The sequence below is a fragment of the Terribacillus saccharophilus genome (assembly GCF_046592595.1).
In the GTDB taxonomy this organism is placed as follows: domain Bacteria; phylum Bacillota; class Bacilli; order Bacillales; family Amphibacillaceae; genus Terribacillus; species Terribacillus saccharophilus_C.
On the sequence record NZ_JAWVPF010000006.1, the window covers coordinates 101,657 to 118,215 of the forward strand.

Annotated in this window: 18 protein-coding genes; 9 read left to right on the plus strand and 9 right to left on the minus strand. The window is 44.5% G+C overall.

The genetic code is table 11. The annotated features are described in order from the left end of the window. Positions 1 to 166: 166 nt before the first annotated feature. From SFC25_RS11565 to SFC25_RS11585, 5 genes are all read left to right on the plus strand, one after another. Positions 167 to 1,339, plus strand: a complete 1,173-nt coding sequence (locus tag SFC25_RS11565) for a branched-chain amino acid ABC transporter substrate-binding protein (protein WP_411215424.1) — start codon at positions 167 to 169, stop codon at positions 1,337 to 1,339. 63 nt (positions 1,340 to 1,402) lie between these two features. Continuing rightward, positions 1,403 to 2,362, plus strand: a complete 960-nt coding sequence (locus tag SFC25_RS11570; RefSeq protein WP_411215425.1) for a branched-chain amino acid ABC transporter permease — start codon at positions 1,403 to 1,405, stop codon at positions 2,360 to 2,362. A gap of 7 nt (positions 2,363 to 2,369) precedes the next feature. Beyond that, the gene (locus tag SFC25_RS11575; protein WP_411215426.1) at positions 2,370 to 3,671 is read left to right on the plus strand and encodes a branched-chain amino acid ABC transporter permease; all 1,302 of its coding nucleotides are present in this window, start codon (positions 2,370 to 2,372) and stop codon (positions 3,669 to 3,671) included. Continuing rightward, on the plus strand, positions 3,652 to 4,440 hold the full coding sequence (locus tag SFC25_RS11580; protein ID WP_411215427.1) for an ABC transporter ATP-binding protein: 789 nt from the start codon (positions 3,652 to 3,654) through the stop codon (positions 4,438 to 4,440). The genes SFC25_RS11575 and SFC25_RS11580 overlap by 20 nt, the downstream gene beginning before the upstream one ends. Continuing rightward, on the plus strand, positions 4,437 to 5,144 hold the full coding sequence (locus SFC25_RS11585) for an ABC transporter ATP-binding protein (RefSeq protein ID WP_411215428.1): 708 nt from the start codon (positions 4,437 to 4,439) through the stop codon (positions 5,142 to 5,144). Before SFC25_RS11580 ends, SFC25_RS11585 begins: the two co-directional genes overlap by 4 nt. 358 nt (positions 5,145 to 5,502) lie before the next feature. Here the strand turns inward: SFC25_RS11585 and SFC25_RS11590 are convergent, their stop codons facing one another. From SFC25_RS11590 to SFC25_RS11620, 7 genes are read right to left on the minus strand one after another with little or no spacing between them, the layout of a single operon-like run. Beyond that, complete coding sequence (locus SFC25_RS11590) at positions 5,503 to 6,006, minus strand: hypothetical protein (protein WP_411215429.1); 504 nt, start codon at positions 6,004 to 6,006, stop codon at positions 5,503 to 5,505. A 41-nt stretch (positions 6,007 to 6,047) separates the two neighbouring features. Then, complete coding sequence (locus SFC25_RS11595; RefSeq protein WP_411215430.1) at positions 6,048 to 6,443, minus strand: DUF4176 domain-containing protein; 396 nt, start codon at positions 6,441 to 6,443, stop codon at positions 6,048 to 6,050. Further along, on the minus strand, positions 6,433 to 6,741 hold the full coding sequence (locus SFC25_RS11600; protein WP_411215431.1) for a DUF4176 domain-containing protein: 309 nt from the start codon (positions 6,739 to 6,741) through the stop codon (positions 6,433 to 6,435). Before SFC25_RS11600 ends, SFC25_RS11595 begins: the two co-directional genes overlap by 11 nt. Continuing rightward, positions 6,741 to 6,977: a hypothetical protein gene (locus SFC25_RS11605; RefSeq protein ID WP_411215432.1), complete on the minus strand. Its 237-nt coding sequence runs from the start codon at positions 6,975 to 6,977 to the stop codon at positions 6,741 to 6,743. Before SFC25_RS11605 ends, SFC25_RS11600 begins: the two co-directional genes overlap by 1 nt. 22 nt (positions 6,978 to 6,999) lie before the next feature. After that, positions 7,000 to 8,424 (minus strand): T7SS effector LXG polymorphic toxin, encoded by a 1,425-nt coding sequence (locus SFC25_RS11610; protein WP_411215433.1) that lies wholly within the window; start codon positions 8,422 to 8,424, stop codon positions 7,000 to 7,002. After that, on the minus strand, positions 8,421 to 8,705 hold the full coding sequence (locus SFC25_RS11615; protein ID WP_411215434.1) for a DUF5344 family protein: 285 nt from the start codon (positions 8,703 to 8,705) through the stop codon (positions 8,421 to 8,423). The genes SFC25_RS11610 and SFC25_RS11615 overlap by 4 nt, the downstream gene beginning before the upstream one ends. A gap of 14 nt (positions 8,706 to 8,719) precedes the next feature. Continuing rightward, complete coding sequence (locus SFC25_RS11620) at positions 8,720 to 9,067, minus strand: YwqH-like family protein (RefSeq protein ID WP_411215435.1); 348 nt, start codon at positions 9,065 to 9,067, stop codon at positions 8,720 to 8,722. Between the two features lie 314 nt (positions 9,068 to 9,381). Between SFC25_RS11620 and SFC25_RS11625 the strand changes: the two genes are divergently transcribed. Genes SFC25_RS11625 through SFC25_RS11640 form a run of 4 tightly spaced genes read left to right on the plus strand, consistent with a single transcriptional unit; the run spans position 9,382 to position 13,635 of the window. Next, positions 9,382 to 10,242, plus strand: a complete 861-nt coding sequence (locus SFC25_RS11625) for a MurR/RpiR family transcriptional regulator (RefSeq protein ID WP_411215436.1) — start codon at positions 9,382 to 9,384, stop codon at positions 10,240 to 10,242. A 9-nt stretch (positions 10,243 to 10,251) separates the two neighbouring features. After that, the gene (gene murQ / locus SFC25_RS11630) at positions 10,252 to 11,142 is read left to right on the plus strand and encodes an N-acetylmuramic acid 6-phosphate etherase (protein WP_411215437.1); all 891 of its coding nucleotides are present in this window, start codon (positions 10,252 to 10,254) and stop codon (positions 11,140 to 11,142) included. A gap of 15 nt (positions 11,143 to 11,157) precedes the next feature. Further along, a complete protein-coding gene (locus SFC25_RS11635) occupies positions 11,158 to 12,534 on the plus strand; it encodes a PTS transporter subunit EIIC (protein ID WP_411215438.1) in 1,377 nt (458 codons plus the stop codon). A 48-nt stretch (positions 12,535 to 12,582) separates the two neighbouring features. Further along, the gene (locus tag SFC25_RS11640; protein ID WP_411215439.1) at positions 12,583 to 13,635 is read left to right on the plus strand and encodes a DUF871 domain-containing protein; all 1,053 of its coding nucleotides are present in this window, start codon (positions 12,583 to 12,585) and stop codon (positions 13,633 to 13,635) included. 22 nt (positions 13,636 to 13,657) lie between these two features. Here the strand turns inward: SFC25_RS11640 and SFC25_RS11645 are convergent, their stop codons facing one another. Further along, entirely contained in the window at positions 13,658 to 14,935 is a 1,278-nt protein-coding gene (locus SFC25_RS11645) for a cation:dicarboxylate symporter family transporter (protein WP_411215440.1), read from the minus strand. 125 nt (positions 14,936 to 15,060) lie between these two features. Further along, positions 15,061 to 16,338: an Nramp family divalent metal transporter gene (locus SFC25_RS11650; protein WP_411215441.1), complete on the minus strand. Its 1,278-nt coding sequence runs from the start codon at positions 16,336 to 16,338 to the stop codon at positions 15,061 to 15,063. Between the last annotated feature and the right edge of the window lie 221 nt (positions 16,339 to 16,559).

The following is a 16,559-nucleotide window of genomic DNA, read 5'->3' on the forward strand; positions in this document are numbered from 1 at the left end:
TGCCAAAAACCGCGGTGTGTCAGGGTTTCTGACAAATATACATAATATTATTAATTTTCTAAAAACTATCTTGACTTGCTTCTTTGGCCTGTATATTATTAGACCTAACTTCGAGGCGAGACGTACATAATTGACAAACGCTGAAAGAAGCAAAGGGGGAAGACAGATGAGGAAGCGAGTAATGGCTTTAGCGATGACGAGTACATTGGCACTTGGTTTTTTGGCAGCATGCGGTAATACGGATTCTGCATCAGGCGGGGGAAGCAGTGAAACGGTGAAGATTGCTCTCCAAGCACCTATGTCTGGCGGCAGTGCGACATTAGGTGAAGCAATCAAGAATGGAGCAGCCATGGCAGTCGAAGAGGAAAAAGCTGCATTCGAGGAAGCTGGTTTCAGTTTGGAGCTAGTGGAATACGATGATCAGGGTGATCCGCAGAAAGGGGTTTCCAACGCACAAATCATCGGTTCCGATCAGGATGTGTACGGCGTCGTAGCCCATTTGAACTCAGGTGTATTCATACCTTCGAGTGAAGTGTATGAGCGTTATAATATTCCTTCTGTTTCCCCAGCCTCGACAGCAACGGATGTGACAGACCGCGGATTGAAATCGGTCAACCGGATTGTAGCACGCGATGATTTCCAAGGACCAGCAGGTGCGGAATATGCTGTCCAGGAAATCGGCGCAAAGAAAATCTTCGTCATCAATGATAAAACAGCTTATGGGCAAGGCTTGGCGACCGCTTTTGCTGAAGCTGCAGCAGAAGAAGGAGCCGAGATCGTCGGCGAAGCAGGAATCACAGTCGGGGAGAAAGACTTCAATGGCGTCCTGAATCAGGTGTCAGCAGCTGACCCGGATCTTGTCTATTTTGGCGGTCTGTATTCTGAGGGCGGGTTGCTGATCAAGCAGGCACGCGACAATGGTATCGATGCTGCCTTCATGGGCGGTGACGGAATGGATTCCTCCACACTTGTCGAGATTGCTGGTGACGCAGTCAATAATGTGTATTTGACTTCTGTAGCAGGCGATTCCAGTGCGACTGAGTTTGCCAAAAACTATGAAGAAGAATATGGAGGCAAACCCGAATCCTTCTCCATCTATGGCTATGATTCAGCCAAGGTACTGATGGAAGGCATACTCGATGCAGCAGAGGAGAACGGAGGCAAGCTTCCTGAGAAAGATAAAGTCGCAGCTGCAGTACGTGCAGTCGACGATTATGAAGGGGAGATGACCCAGGTCAGCTTTGACGATAAAGGCGACAACGAATTCGCTAAAATATTCATATACAAATTCGATGAAGCAAGCTATCCAGCCAAAATCCAAGGCGAAATTTCACAGTAAGAGGTGAAAAGGATATGGTCACGGTACCATATCCTTTTCCATTACAAAAAGAAAGGAGTTGGAATGATGACACAGGTTTGGGATACACTGCCGCAGGTGCTGATCGATGGCCTGACGCTTGGAGCTATATACGCGATCATTGCTCTCGGCTATACGATGGTTTACGGCATTTTGGAGCTGATCAACTTTGCCCACGGAGAAATTTTCATGGCAGGAGCATTTATTGGAACAGCAGTCCTGATCGGCTTGACTGGTCTTGGCTGGGTTGCGGTCATGCCAGCTATATTTGTTTTGCTGCTTGTATTGGTAATTACAGGAGGGCTCACTGGCATGCTCGGTATGGGAATCGAGCGACTTGCATACCGCCCGCTCCGGAAAGCATCGAAGCTGATTACCTTGATTACAGCAATCGGTGTTTCTTTCCTGCTGCAGGATATTGTCCGCTTTATTACTGAGACACAGCAGAATAACTATATTGTCAATACACCATCGCTTTTCCCAGGCAGTTTGTCGCTTGGCGGCTTGAACATTCGCTATTCCTTCCTTGTTGTTATCATCGTTGCGATTCTGATGATGGTCCTATTGGAGTTTTTCGTCAACCGGACAAAGTGGGGATTGGCCATGCGTGCTGTAGCGCAGGATCAGGATACAGCTTCCTTGATGAGTGTGAATGTAAATAAAGTGATCAGCGTCACCTTCTTTGTTGGTTCTGCTCTAGGCGGTGCGACAGGCGTCTTGTTCGCCATCCATTATGGCACGATCGACCCATATATCGGCTTCATCCTCGGTTTGAAGGCCTTTACTGCAGCGGTCTTGGGCGGCATCGGGAATATCCGGGGTGCCATGGCTGGCGGTATGCTGCTTGGATTACTGGAAATGTTCGCAGCAGCAAATCTATCTGCGATTACTGCAGGTGTACTCAGCTCCGAGTACAAAGACGTGTTTGCTTTCGCCATCCTTATCCTCGTATTGATATTCCGGCCTGAAGGCTTGTTCGGCAGAGCCGCAATCGAGAAAGTGTAGGTGACATATGAAAAAAATCCTGGAAAAAATCCGCGGCAACAAATGGCTCCAGCTGGGACTGTTAGTCGGTTATATCGCACTTACTTCGCTTAGCTTGATGCTGGCACAGCGTTCGGTTGCAGCATTTTTGCTGCTGCTGTTATCGTTCTTGCTGCTTTATTATACAAAGCTGCCAAACTGGTCTAAATGGGCAATCGGACTTGCCATCATGTTCTTCATTCTTCCGTTTTCTGCGATGCAGGGACCTGCTTACCAGGAATACATGGATGTGGCAACACTTGTCGGCATTTACGTCAGCATGGCACTTGGATTGAATATCGTCGTCGGAATGGCGGGTTTACTGGATCTCGGTTTTGTGGCCTTCTTTGCCGTCGGGGCTTATACATACGGTATTTTCGCCACAGCGCAGGCGTCCAACTTCATGCCTTTCGGTACGTATCCATTATCGGGGAACAGCTTCTGGATCTTCATCATCATCGGCTGTTTCGTTGCTGCACTGTTCGGTGTGCTGCTTGGAATCCCGGTGCTGCGGGTGAAGGGTGATTATCTGGCCATTGTTACACTCGGGTTCGGGGAAATCATCCGGATCGTATTCAACAACATGGACCAGCCAGTCAATATTACGAATGGTGCACTAGGTTTGTCTTCGATCGCACCACCTCAAATCTTCGGTATCGAGCTGCTTTATTCCAATCAGATTTATTTTGTCGTCTTGTTCATTTTGCTCTTCGTCATTTTCGCTGTCCGCAGTTTGGAGCATTCGAAGCTGGGCCGTTCCTGGAAAGCTGTCCGTGAAAATGAAATCGCAGCTCAAGCGATGGGAATCCCGCTTGTAAAGACGAAGCTGATGGCCTTCGCAATCGGCGCGTCATTCTCTGGTATGATGGGAGTTGTTTTTGCTGCCAAGCAAGCATTCATCGATCCGACCAGTTTCACTATGCTTCAATCCATCAATATCCTTGTCATGGTTCTGCTCGGAGGAATGGGCAGTGTGCCAGGCGTCATCCTCGGTGCAGCTGTCGTGACAATCCTGAACGCACAGGTGCTGAATGAATTGACCATGTGGTTCAACAGCTTGAGCACAGCGGGTATCATCACCTTGCCGGAGGCTATGTCGCCGGTGAAAATGCAGCGCTTCTTTTTCGGGGCATTACTCATTCTGTTTGCATTGTATCGATCGAAAGGGCTGATACCGGCAAAGAATGTTGTATACGATAAACGGAAATTCCTGTCTGAGAAAGGCACGAAGAAACGACTGCAATCCGTTGCCGCACCAAAGGAGGATGAACATGGCCATACTGGAAGTTGAGAAGCTGACAAAAACGTTTGGAGGATTGACTGCCAATAAGGAAATCAGCCTCCAAGCTGAAGCAAATAAGATCACAGCAGTTATCGGACCGAATGGTGCCGGAAAGACGACTTTCTTCAATATGATTACCGGCGTGTACAAACCAACATCGGGTTCTATCAAACTGCGCGGAGAATCAATCGGTGGCCTAAAACCGCATACGGTTGCGAAAAAAGGTATCTCGCGTACATTCCAGAATATCCGCCTGTTCGGCCCGATCACGGTTCTGGAAAATGTGCTTGTCGGTATGCATACCCATTTGAAAGCAGGTATTTTCGGGACCATCTTTCATTTGCCAGGAGTGGATAAGGAGGAGAGAATTGCCGAACGGGAAGCATATCGGCTTTTAGAATATGTCGGTTTGGAAGAACATTATAATGATGAAGCTGCGAGTTTGTCATATGGCAGTCAGCGGCGTTTAGAGATTGCCAGGGCACTTGCGACGAAGCCTTCTGTCCTGCTGCTCGATGAACCTGCAGCCGGAATGAATCCAAAAGAGACCGCGGATCTGACGGGTCTTATCCAGAAAATCAAACAAGAGATGGATATGACGATCATCTTGATCGAGCATGATATGAAGCTCGTCATGGAAATTTCGGATTATATTTACGTACTGGACCATGGAGAGCTGATAGCAGATGGACTGCCTGCTCAAATCCGTCATGATAAAAAGGTTATCGAAGCGTATCTGGGTAAAGGAGCAGCCGAGGAACAGGAGGCAGAAGGATGAGCTATTTGGAGCTGAAACAAGTGACTGCCTTTTATGGCGCTATCCAAGCCTTGAAGCAAATTGATATAACAGTAGAGGAAGGGGAAATCGTTACGCTGATCGGCAGCAACGGAGCAGGGAAATCTACTACTTTAAAAACGATCAGCGGACTTGTTCCTGTAAAGGAAGGGACTGTCTTATATAAAGGAAAAGATATCACTTCCCGAAAAGCCCACCAGACGACGAAGCTTGGTGTGGCACATGTACCGGAAGGGAGACGAATCTTCCCGAAGCTGACGGTGAAGGAAAATCTGCAAATTGGCGCATTCGGGGTAAAAGATAAAAAGCTGATCGAACAAAGGATGGAGAGAGTTTTCGGCTACTTCCCGCGCGTGAAGGAACGGCTCTATCAGCTGGGCGGTACGATGAGCGGCGGAGAGCAGCAAATGCTCGCCATCGGCCGGGCGCTGATGATGGATCCTGATCTGCTCATGCTCGACGAACCATCGATGGGCCTAGCACCAATCATCGTTGAACAGATTTTCCACATCATCAAAGAGCTGAACGACGACGGCATGACCATCCTGCTCGTCGAACAAAACGCCTTCCAAGCACTCAAAGTCGCCCACCGCGGCTACGTCCTCCAAACCGGCAGCATCTGGCGCAGCGGCAAAGGCCAGACACTGCTGGCAGATCCGACGATTACGGAAGCGTATTTGGCATAGGAAAGACCCGCTGGAACATAACTAAAGCCCATTGCTTTAAACCGAATTTTATTCATGGGTGCCGCTTCGGCAGAAAACTCCGCTTTCCACGGGCACGGCCTCAGCCTCCTCGTGGAAAGTGCACCACTGCGTGGTCTTCATCACGCGCTGTTCCCGTAGGACAAGGAATGCTTCGACAGCTTTACATCGCACGAAGAAAATTGATTGGTATTTTCGAGGAGTCTCCGTGTTCTACTTACGCTAGGTTAGACAACGAATCAAAAAACCGAACTTATGCAAATTTTCGTAAGAAGAATTGCATAAATTCGGTTTTTTTATCTAGTTAACACTTTTTGTCCCAGCCTCTTTGATATGTAGTTTATTGTTTGGGAAGCTTTGTGCGGAACCACATTGCTAGAATACAAGTTCCGTATAAAAAGATTGCAGCAACAGATAGAGGTGTTATAGCCATTGGAAGGTCTTCTTTTGGTATAAGCCAGAAAATAAATATGCCAAACATAATAGTCCCTATAATGCTAAAAATGATCGAATAAATTAATAGAGCTATTCGAAGTGCTTTCTTTACAAAGGATTTAACCTGAAGCAGAACCATCTCATCTTGAGTTAGGGTACCTTTATCAGATAGTGTGACGTCTTCTTTTTTGAAGAATTTTGCTCTAATAAACAATGCGATAATACAAGTTATATAGAGAGGTAGTAAAAGAACTGCTGCAAGTATAAGCATCTTTGGCACTTCTTCGGCAGTTGTATCAAATATGAAAAGAGTAAGAACAGGGATTGTTCCTCCTATGCTCGCAAAGATACTGTAAAAAAGCAGACCAAAACGCATTGCACTTCTAAACCATATTTTATTCGGAAACATGCAGGCACCTCACTTTGTTGATTCCTAGCTGTTTAAGCATTCTACTTTTCTTTCAACCTGCTATCAGCTTCTTCCCGAAGTTTTTCATCCTCAGATGTTGCATAACCAACATGCAAAACTTCTTCAATATCTTCCCTGTTAAAAAAGATGCTGTAATCAGGTCTGATATGTCCTTCTGGATACGGCACGGATATGTAATCATAGAGTTTCTCAGATCCGTACTCCTGCTGTTCATAACCATGAATCATTACCGGCTTTTCTGCTTCCTTTAACTTTACAACAGATCCTATTGGGATAAGGTTTTCAGTATTTACATTTTCTACATTCGGTGGCTGTTCGGTGGATCCATCATCACCAGATGAAGTAGTGAATCCGACACTGCAGCCAGTTAGGAATAGAGTGAGGAAAAAAAAGGATATAAGTTTTTTAATCTTCATGTTTCATACCATTCTTTCTGCTGTTGGATAAATCTTTTTCTATTTGTTCTTTCATCATTATTTCAATTGGTGAATCGTATCCTCTATGCAGAACAGTCTCTATTGATTCTCTATTAAAGAAGACATTAAAATCTTCAGTCAAGTTCCCTTCCGGATATGGTACTGCTATGTAATCAAATATTCTTTTGGATTTGGTTTGTATTTGGTGTCTACCATATATCATGACGGGCTTTTCGACTTTTTTTAATTTAACTACACTGCCTATTGGTATTAATTCAATTTTAATGCTGCTACTCATTATTTAATTTTCTCCCTATTGAAGAATTTCGCTCTTATAAATAATGCAATTGCACAAGATCCGTATACAAAGATACCCATTACTACAAAAGGCTCAATAAGATAAGGTAATTCTTCTTTGGGAATAATTAGGATGGCAGATACGATACTAATCGTACCGCCTAGTCCAATTAGTATACTGTATAAAAGTAATGCATATCGCATTAATTTCTTCAAATCTCTTTTATTTAGAAACATAGTCCTTAGTCCCCTTTAAATTTCACTCTTCTTCAGGCATAATTCCAAATTTACTACCAAACCCCAAACCTAGAGATGCATATATGCCAGTTTCTTGTCCTATGGACCCGCCAACTCCTGCAGAGCCAAGTAAAACATCAAATCCTAAATATGGATCTTTCTCTATACCAAACCATTCTTCCAAGGCATCATATCCGAAAAAGTTGAATGGTTCCAATTTAAACTCTATTTTAGCTATTGATGCGTTAATACCTGCACTTGCTGTATAGTCTTCGTAATTAGTTTTTGCTTCAACTTGGCCAAAGTTAATAGTACTTGATAGGGGCGAGTTATCATGGGAAACCTCAATTTTTCCAACACCTGCTTCAATTTTTTGTCCAATATGTTGTCCGTATAAAAAATTATCTTTTAGTGAATCAAATCCATATGGTGCATAGAATTTAGTCTCGCCATAAAGTACCTTTGCTTTGAGATTTTCTAAACCTTCATCTTTATACTCTGTATTTACTATGGAAGCAGATGTATTTAAACTGATATCTTTATCATCTAAATTAATGTTTGCTAGTACTTCAGTATTTCCCACACCGTCCTCCCAGCCATCCGTCAGATTATATTCATACTCATACTCATTTGTTGATTTAGGAGAAACTACGTAAGCTGATGCCGCTTTTCCATTCTCTCCGGTTACTATGTAATTATTAGTTGTATAAAGAAGCCTAGTCGCTTCAAGTTGATCTTTAATTGTTAAACTCATAGAATTATGAGTATTTAAACTTGACTCTAAGGAATGCTTTATAGATGAATGTGCTAAAGATAATTTAGATTGTATCGGTGTATAAGCCTCCACACTCAACGTACCGTCCTTAACCATGCTCTCCATTTCAGCTACATACTGCTCCATCAACTGAATGTCGTCTCCGACAGTTTCCAAACCTTCACTGTTTTTGGAATCGAAGTCGAAAAGATCCTCTATTGTGTCATCAGTTGCCTTTTGTGCTTCATCCATGCTGCTTGTAAAGTTGTCCGCGTTCAAATGATTAATGAGGACTATATCACTTATGGAACTAAAAGTGCTATTTGCTTCATCAACTAGATCGATTGCTTTTCTTTTTGTTCTGTCCAGACTATCCGTCAATTCTCCTTCTAGGAATTTCTGCATAATTACACCGTTCTTATCTACTTCCAAGTCTAAAGATGTTTCCCTAAGTTTCTGAAGGCTGGACTTATAGTTTTCAAGCGAGACACGGTAAAAAGAGATGAAAGGAAGGTGTATATTTTGATAATAGGTTCTGATGGAATTACCTGTTGCTCCAGTGAAGGAATCTTGGTTACTTACAAGTTCAACTATAGCATTTCTAAGCTGGTCCATTTGATCTAATTTTGTGTCTAACTGGTTCAGCAGTTGATTAATGTCAGTATGCAGAGAGTGGTTATGTAATTGTTTCACTTGGACACTCCCTTAATTGAATTAGATAGAGAATCATCCATCGTGCGGAAAGATTCAATTGCTTTTAGAGCTGCTCCGTTATTTTGTGTCAGTAGCCGTTTATATGCTTCCGTCACTTTAATCAATGCTTCATTAGATTCCCTTACTTTTTTTACTGCGTTCAATTCATTTTTATCAGCAAATAATTGTAAGAAATCTGAATCAAGGCTGTCAGAACTGCTTTGAATGTTACTAATTAATTTGTTTGCCTCCTCATAGGCGACTTTTATTTCTTCACTCATTTGATTATCACCCTTCACTTTTCTTTCTCGATACGCTGTTTTTCTTTTTCTATTCTAAAATCAGTAGTATGAATACTGGTTTGAATCGTATTGATTTTGTTATCGATTAACCTAATTGCATCGTCCATCTCATTTTGAGAGATTTTCTTATAAGAACGTAAGGCTTTATCACGTTTCTCGTCAAAATTATCTGCTGTGCTTCCTTTCCATGCATTGGAGGGAAGTGCTGGTTCAGTAATAGTTTTGCTATGCTGAACCATGTCAATTTGAAGGGATTCTATAGAGGATTTAACGTAACGAAGACGTGAAAGCTGCTCTAACTTATCAGCGCGGCCAGCCATTAAAGATGCCAGTAAGGACATGAAAACACCTACTATCGGTAATTTTTAATATTACTATAGGTATAATAACAAATGGTAAATGCTGTTATAAACAGGAAAAACTTACTCATTTTCAGTGATTTAGAACAAATTTATGAAACTAAATGCCCATGATGAAGGAATTCGAAAAATCCATTTAATGTAAACAACATTCCATACCCATGTTTATTTCTTATCAAACTACTTCCAGGAAAAAATATGTAAATAATTCTTACAAAACACTTCATGAAATTTTATTTTAGTAATATAATCTAAATATGAATTTAAATTTTATATTGAAAGCGGGTGATCTGACAGTGAAGGGCGGGTTAACACTGCTTCGAGAAAGCTTACCTTCGATCAAGCCCTCTGAAAAGAATGCTGCCAACTACATACTTGACCATCCAGCTGAGGTGGTAAAGCTTTCGGTGCAGGAACTGGCAGTGAAAAGCGGGTCCAGTGAGGCTGCCGTTATCCGTCTGTGTAAATCAATCGGCGTGACAGGGTACCGGGAACTGAAGCTGAAGATTGCGGGAGATCTGCAAAATGAAAGCGGTAACAAAGATGTGTTTGGAGAAATCGAGCCGAATGATACTGTTGCGCATTTGATGGATGCAATTGCGGAGAAACATACGCAGTCAATCAGCCAGACGATGCAGGTGAATGAATCCGCAGCAATTGAGCAGGCAGTGTCTATGATTTCCAGAGCAAGGAAGATTGATTTTTATGGAGTTGGAGCTTCCTATCTTGTTGCACAAGATGGTGAGCAGAAATTTGGCCGGATCGGTAAATGGTGCACGGCTTATAGTGATGCCCATCAGCAGCTGGCTTCGGCGGCTAATCTGACGTATGGGGATGTTGCTTTTCTTATTAGCTACTCCGGAGAAACGGAACAGCTGTTGCCTGTATTGAAGCAGGCAAGGGAAGCAGGAGCAACAACGATTGCGATGACGAAGCTTGGACCGAATCGGCTGCAGGAGCTGGCTGATATCCAGCTGTTTACCGTGGCAAAAGAAGCCCGTATACGCAGCGCGGCAACAAGCTCCAGAATTGTCCAAATGTATTTAATGGATATTATCTACACAGCAGTGGCAGGAAGAGATTACGAGCACACAATCGAAGCACTGGAAAAATCACGGCAGGCAATTCAGCAAGCATTCCAAGCAGAGCAAAAGTGAGGGGAAACAATGCTAGATAAACTGACGACAGAGAAGCGTAACGAAAGTACGATGAAGCTGGATCAGCTTACGACGAAGGAAGTATTGCAGCTGATGAATAAGGAAGATAGAACAGTGCCTGACGCGGTGGAGGCAGCGCTGCCGGAAATTGAAGCAGCAGTGAAACAAGTAATCACTACATTCCAGGCTGGCGGAAGACTCATCTACACTGGTGCAGGAACAAGCGGAAGACTTGGTATTTTGGATGCAGTAGAATGCCCGCCGACTTTCAGTACACCGGAGGACATGGTGCAAGGACTGCTGGCTGGAGGTATGTCCGCTTTCCGTAAAGCGAAGGAAGGGGCAGAGGATAATCCAGAGCTTGGAGCGAGAGAGCTGGAGGAAATCGGATTATCGGCAAAAGATACCGTGATTGGCATTGCTGCAAGCGGCAGAACGCCGTATGTGATCGGGGCGCTGGATTATGCGGCAGCTGTAGGCGCTGCAACGGTCAGTATCGCTTGCAATAAAGAGGCGGCTATTTCAAAATATGCAAAAATCAGCATTGAGGTAGAAACCGGTCCGGAAATACTGACCGGCTCGACACGACTGAAAGCCGGAACAGCGCAAAAGCTGGTGCTCAATATGATTTCCACTGCCAGCATGGTTGGTGTAGGGAAAGTATATAAGAATTTGATGGTTGATGTGAAGCCGACAAATGACAAGCTGCAGGAGCGTGCAAAACGCATCATAATGGAAGCAACTGGTGCGAACTATGATGCAGCAGAGAAGGTTTTTGATCAAGCAGATGGTCAGGTTAAAACAGCAATCGTGATGCTGCTGCTTGATGTTGCAAAAGAGGAGGCAGAGACGAAGCTTCGTGATGCAGAGGGGTTTGTCCGTTCAGCGATAAAAGCGTAAAGGGGAGGAATCAGAATGGCGAAGATGAAGCAATTGGCAGAAGACATTCTCCGCGAAGTCGGAGGAGAGCAGAATATCGTTTCGTTGACACATTGTATGACACGAGTGCGTTTACGGGTTAAGAATGATAATAAGGTGAATTTTGATGCTCTGAAACGAATTGACGGCGTCATGGGCGTAGTGGCAGATGATACGATTCAAATCGTAGTCGGCCCTGGAACTGTAAACAAAGTCTCCGATGAAATCAGCCGAATCACTGGTCTTGGTGTCGGGGAAGAAGCTGCCGAAATCGATAATCTTACTTTTGAGGAAAAAGCACAGCTCAAACGGGAGAACATGAAGGAGAAAAATAAGACGCCGGTCAAGTTCTTATTGAAACGTATCGGTAATATTTTCATTCCGCTTATCCCTGGTTTGATTGCTTCCGGTATCATCAATGGGGGTGTCAGCTTTGCGGTCAATGCCGGTGCGGATCCTACGCTCGGTATCATCCAGATCCTGCAGCTGATCGGCGGCAGTTTGTTCAGCTTTTTAGCAATTCTGGTGGGGTGGAATACAGCCAAGGAATTCGGCGGTTCTCCAGTACTTGGTGCTATTGCTGGTATGATCTTGTTCAATCCTGCGCTGGCGAATATCACGCTGTTCGGTGAAGCGCTCGTTCCAGGCCGGGGCGGATTATTCGGCGTCATCTTCGCTGCATGGCTGATGAGTTTCATCGAGAAACGCGTAAGAAAATTCATGCCTAATAGTATTGATATCATCTTTACTCCTATATTAACTGTTCTGTTTGTCGGTGTTGCATCATTGCTTGTCATCATGCCGGTTGCCGGTGTGCTGTCAGATGGCATCACTTCCGGAATCAACGCTATTCTTGATGTCGGCGGTGTTGTGGCAGGTGCTTTGCTTGCAGGATTCTTCCTCCCGCTCGTTATGGTTGGCTTGCATCATGGCTTGACACCGATTCATATGGAACTGATCCAGACGTTCACCTTTACAGCTTTGCTTCCGGTATTGGCGATGGCTGGCGGCGGTCAGGTCGGAGCTTCTATTGCCGTCTTCGTCAAAACGCGCAATAAACGTCTGCGGAATATTATCAAAGGTGCCTTGCCGGCCGGATTCCTTGGTATCGGGGAGCCGCTCTTATACGGGGTAACCTTGCCGCTCGGACGCCCGTTCTTAACTGCATGTCTTGGGGCAGCTGTCGGTGGAGCTACACAAGCGCTGTTTGCGACAGGAGCGACTTCAATCGGTGTCTCCGGACTTTCCTTAACGCCGCTCATCGCAGAAGGAAAGTATCTGCAGTACTTGATTGGTATATTTGTCGCATATATTGCCGGGTTCGTGTTTACTTACTTCTTCGGGTTTAAGGAAGACATGGCAAAGGATATATAATTATCAAGGCGTCTTTATGACGCCTTTTTTGTACATAGGAGGGATAAGGTGTTAGGGATATCTGTGTATTTACAGGAACGGATAGAGGAAGAAAAAATCAGAAGATTTTATGATGCTGGATTCCGGAGTTTGTTTACATCACTTCACATCCCAGAGGAAGATGCTTCTGCTTACCGGACAAAGCTGCAGCTTCTTGGTTCTATTGCCTCTGCCTTGGATATGGAGTTGATTGCGGATATTTCGACTGCTTCGATGGAGAAGCTCGATTTGGACTGGGATACTGCAGAAACAGTATTGAGTTGGGGACTGACAGGTCTGCGGATCGATTACGGGATAGAAGATGATGTTATTGTCCGCTTATCGCAAAAGATGAAGGTCGCTTTGAATGCTAGTACACTTGCAAAAGATAAGCTAGAGAGACTTATTCAATTAGGCCTGCGTACTACCCACACAGAAGTCTGGCATAATTTTTACCCTCGGCCGGAAACAGGGCTTGCACTCAGTGACTTCCTGGCAAAAAATCAGCTGTTCCAATCATATGGACTCAAGGTGCAAGCCTTCATACCAGGTGACCGTAACCTGCGGGGACCGCTTCATCGAGGTCTGCCGACATTGGAACAGCATCGTTCGTATGGGACATTTGCAGCCTATACAGAACTGAAAGCATACAACGTGGACAAAATCCTGATTGGAGATCCAGATGTGTCAGATCAGGCTTTAATGCAGCTGAAAGATGCAACAAACACAATAACGCTCCGCGCAAAACCTTATGGTGAAATAACGGAAGCGCATCATCTGCTGGAAAGGGGAACACATAACCGCCCTGATAGGGCACGGGATGTGGTTCGATCGGAGGAATCCAGATTGAGCGGAATGTTCCAGGACGTACAGGTGATACCGTTCAACCGTATCGAACGAAACGAAGGCAGTATAACCATCGATAATGATCTGTACATGCGTTATAAAGGGGAAATACAAATCACTAGGAGAAACTTACCGCAAGACGATAAGGTCAATGTGATCGGACAGGTTGTATCGGAGGATGTTCCACTATTAAACTATATCGAAGCAAGCAGGCATTTCAGGATCATATGGGTATAAAAAAAGTAGGCGAGGAAAATCCTCAGCCTACTTTTACTTCTTCTGTACCGCCATTATTCAAGTACTCTTTATTCAAATTGAATTTGCCTTCCCACTTGGAAACGACGATAACAGCAAGACTGTTACCCACAACGTTTACAACAGTACGTCCCATATCAAGGATACGGTCGATACCAGCGATGAATGCAAGACCTTCAACTGGCAAGCCTACAGAACTCAATGTCGCAAGCAATACGACAAAGCTTGTTCCTGGTACTGCTGCGATACCTTTGGAAGTAACAATCAGCAAGGCCATGATTCCGAGCTGTTCCCAGATAGTCAAATCAATACCGTACATCTGTGCAATGAAGAGAGATGCAAGTGCCTGATACATAGTAGATCCATCCAAGTTGAATGTGTAACCAGTCGGCAATACGAAGGAAACGATGGATTTTGGTGCACCCATGCGTTCCATCTTATACATGACACGAGGCAAGACTGTTTCACCACTTGAAGTGGAGAATGCAAGCAATAGTTCATCTTTCAATACTTTCAGCATCTTGAACAAGTTGACGCCAACAATTTTTGCGATGATAGTGAAGATGACAAGGATGAAGAACGCCATCGCGCCATATGTGACAAGTGCAAGTTTACCTAATGGAACCAAAGATGAAATACCGAATTTAGAAACGGTAACACCGATAAGTCCGAATACACCGATTGGTGCTAATTTCATGACAAGGTTTGTTACCCAGAACATCGTCTGACTGACACCTTCGAAGAAGTTCAGAACAGGCTGTCCTTTTTGACCGATTGCTGCTACTCCAAGACCGAATAGAGCGGAGAAGAATACGATGGCGAGCATGTCGCCCTCACCGATTGCTTGGAAGACGTTCGTCGGGATGATTTCAAGAATCGTATCTACAATCGTTCTGTCTTCCTGTGTTTCAGCAGTTTCTTCATATTGTGAGATGCTTGTTGTTTCAAGGGAAGAACGGTCGATGCCTTCACCAGGCTGGAACACATTGGCGAACACAAGGCCGATCGCCAGTGCGATGATTGTAACAATCTCGAAGTAAACTAGTGTTTTAAATCCAAGTCTACCAACCGATTTACCGTCACCAGTACCGGCAACACCAACAATGATAGATGCGATGACGATCGGAATAACGATCATTTTAATCGCGCGTAAGAATAAATCGCCAAGAGGCTGTAAAATGCTAACGGCCGTTTCATTGCCGTAGAAGATGGAACCAACGATAACACCTAGCACTAAACCAATCAAAATCTGGTAGGCTAGTCCAATTTTAAAACGCTTCATGATGTACCCCCACGTTGAAAGAATAAAAACTAAAAACTTCAGTGTAATAATAGCATAACTTACTAGAATCATGTCAACTTTCCTGACAAAGAAAGGAAGGACACAGATGTGCCCTCCTGGGTAAATCAGAATAAATTAATTAATTCGTTGACCATCAATGCACCGAATAACAAAATACTGATTCCCAATACGCCATTTGTGATCCAGCCATTCCTGTAATCCGGTTCGACGCGCTTCGAGTTGAGCAGCCATATTAGTGTAATTGCAAGGAACGGCATTAGTAAAGCTCCAAGTGCTCCTTGAATCAATACAAGCCCTACCGGTTCGCCGAAGAATAACAATAGCATTGGCGGGAATGTAAGCCAAACAAGATAAAAACGGTAAGCAGGGTCTTTTTCAGAGACAGGTTTGTCTTCTGACTGCCCTTTTTTTCGAATGGTACGGATGAAATCCGCAAACAAATATGGAACGCCATTCCAAACTCCGATTAAGGAAGAGAATGCAGCCGACCATGCACCGAGCATGAACATCCAGGAAACAACGCCGTTGAATTCCTCTCCGAGCATGCCAGACAGTGTAATCAAACCTTCTTCTCCATTGATCTGGATATTGGAGCTGTGCAGGAACTCTGCACCGATTACCATTAAGGAAAGTGTAAAGATACCTGTCACGATGTAGGCGACACTGTTGTCGACACGCATCATGGAGACCCAAGCTTTTCCTTGCCATTTCTTCTCCTGCAGCCAATAGCCATAGGAAGCCATCGTAATTGTGCCTCCGACTCCGCCTATCAGACCCATGACGAGCAAGAAGCTGCCGGCATCCATTTTTGGTATGACAATACCTTGGATGATATTCCCGATATCGGGCAGCAAGATCACTGCAGTTCCTACTACAGTCACAAACATGATACCAATGAAGACGAGCATCACTTTCTCGAACAGCATGTATTTACCTGTCCAGATCAAGGCAAATCCTGCGAGAAGATGGACGATTGCCCATGCCCAAAGCGGCATGATCGGAAACATCGAACGCATCATCAATGCACTGGTGGATCCTGCTGCAGCACCATAGAGGATGCCCCAGATGATGGCATAGACACCGAAATAGCCGGTCGCCCATTTACCAAGAGAGTGCCAGCCTTGCAGGATGGTCTTGCCAGTAGCAAGATGCCATCTGCCGACCCCCTCGGTGAGGAAATATTTGATGATAGAACCTAAAATGATTGCCCAGCCGAGCATCATGCCGAAGCCTGATCCGGCTACAAGAGCTGCGATAAGATCGCCTGTTCCGACGCCCGTTGCTGCGGTGACGAAGCCAGGTCCGACATTGCGGAGCTTCTGGCCGAAGGTTTTCGGAGGAGTGGGACTGGCGGGCGCCAACGATTTGTTTTCGTTTTCCATACACGTACCCCCTTCGCTACTGTGATTGTAAACATAAAAGACAGGTGTTGGCAAGATAAATTTGTAAGGCAAAAAATCCTTGATGATTACAAAAGGAATGATAAAATAATGAATGAGTCAAAAAAACCTAGATATATCAACAATCTTTAAGATTGCGAACAGAATGGAAAGTGGATTTAGTAATTTTTATAGGTTACTACTTGTCAGACAAAAAAGGAGAA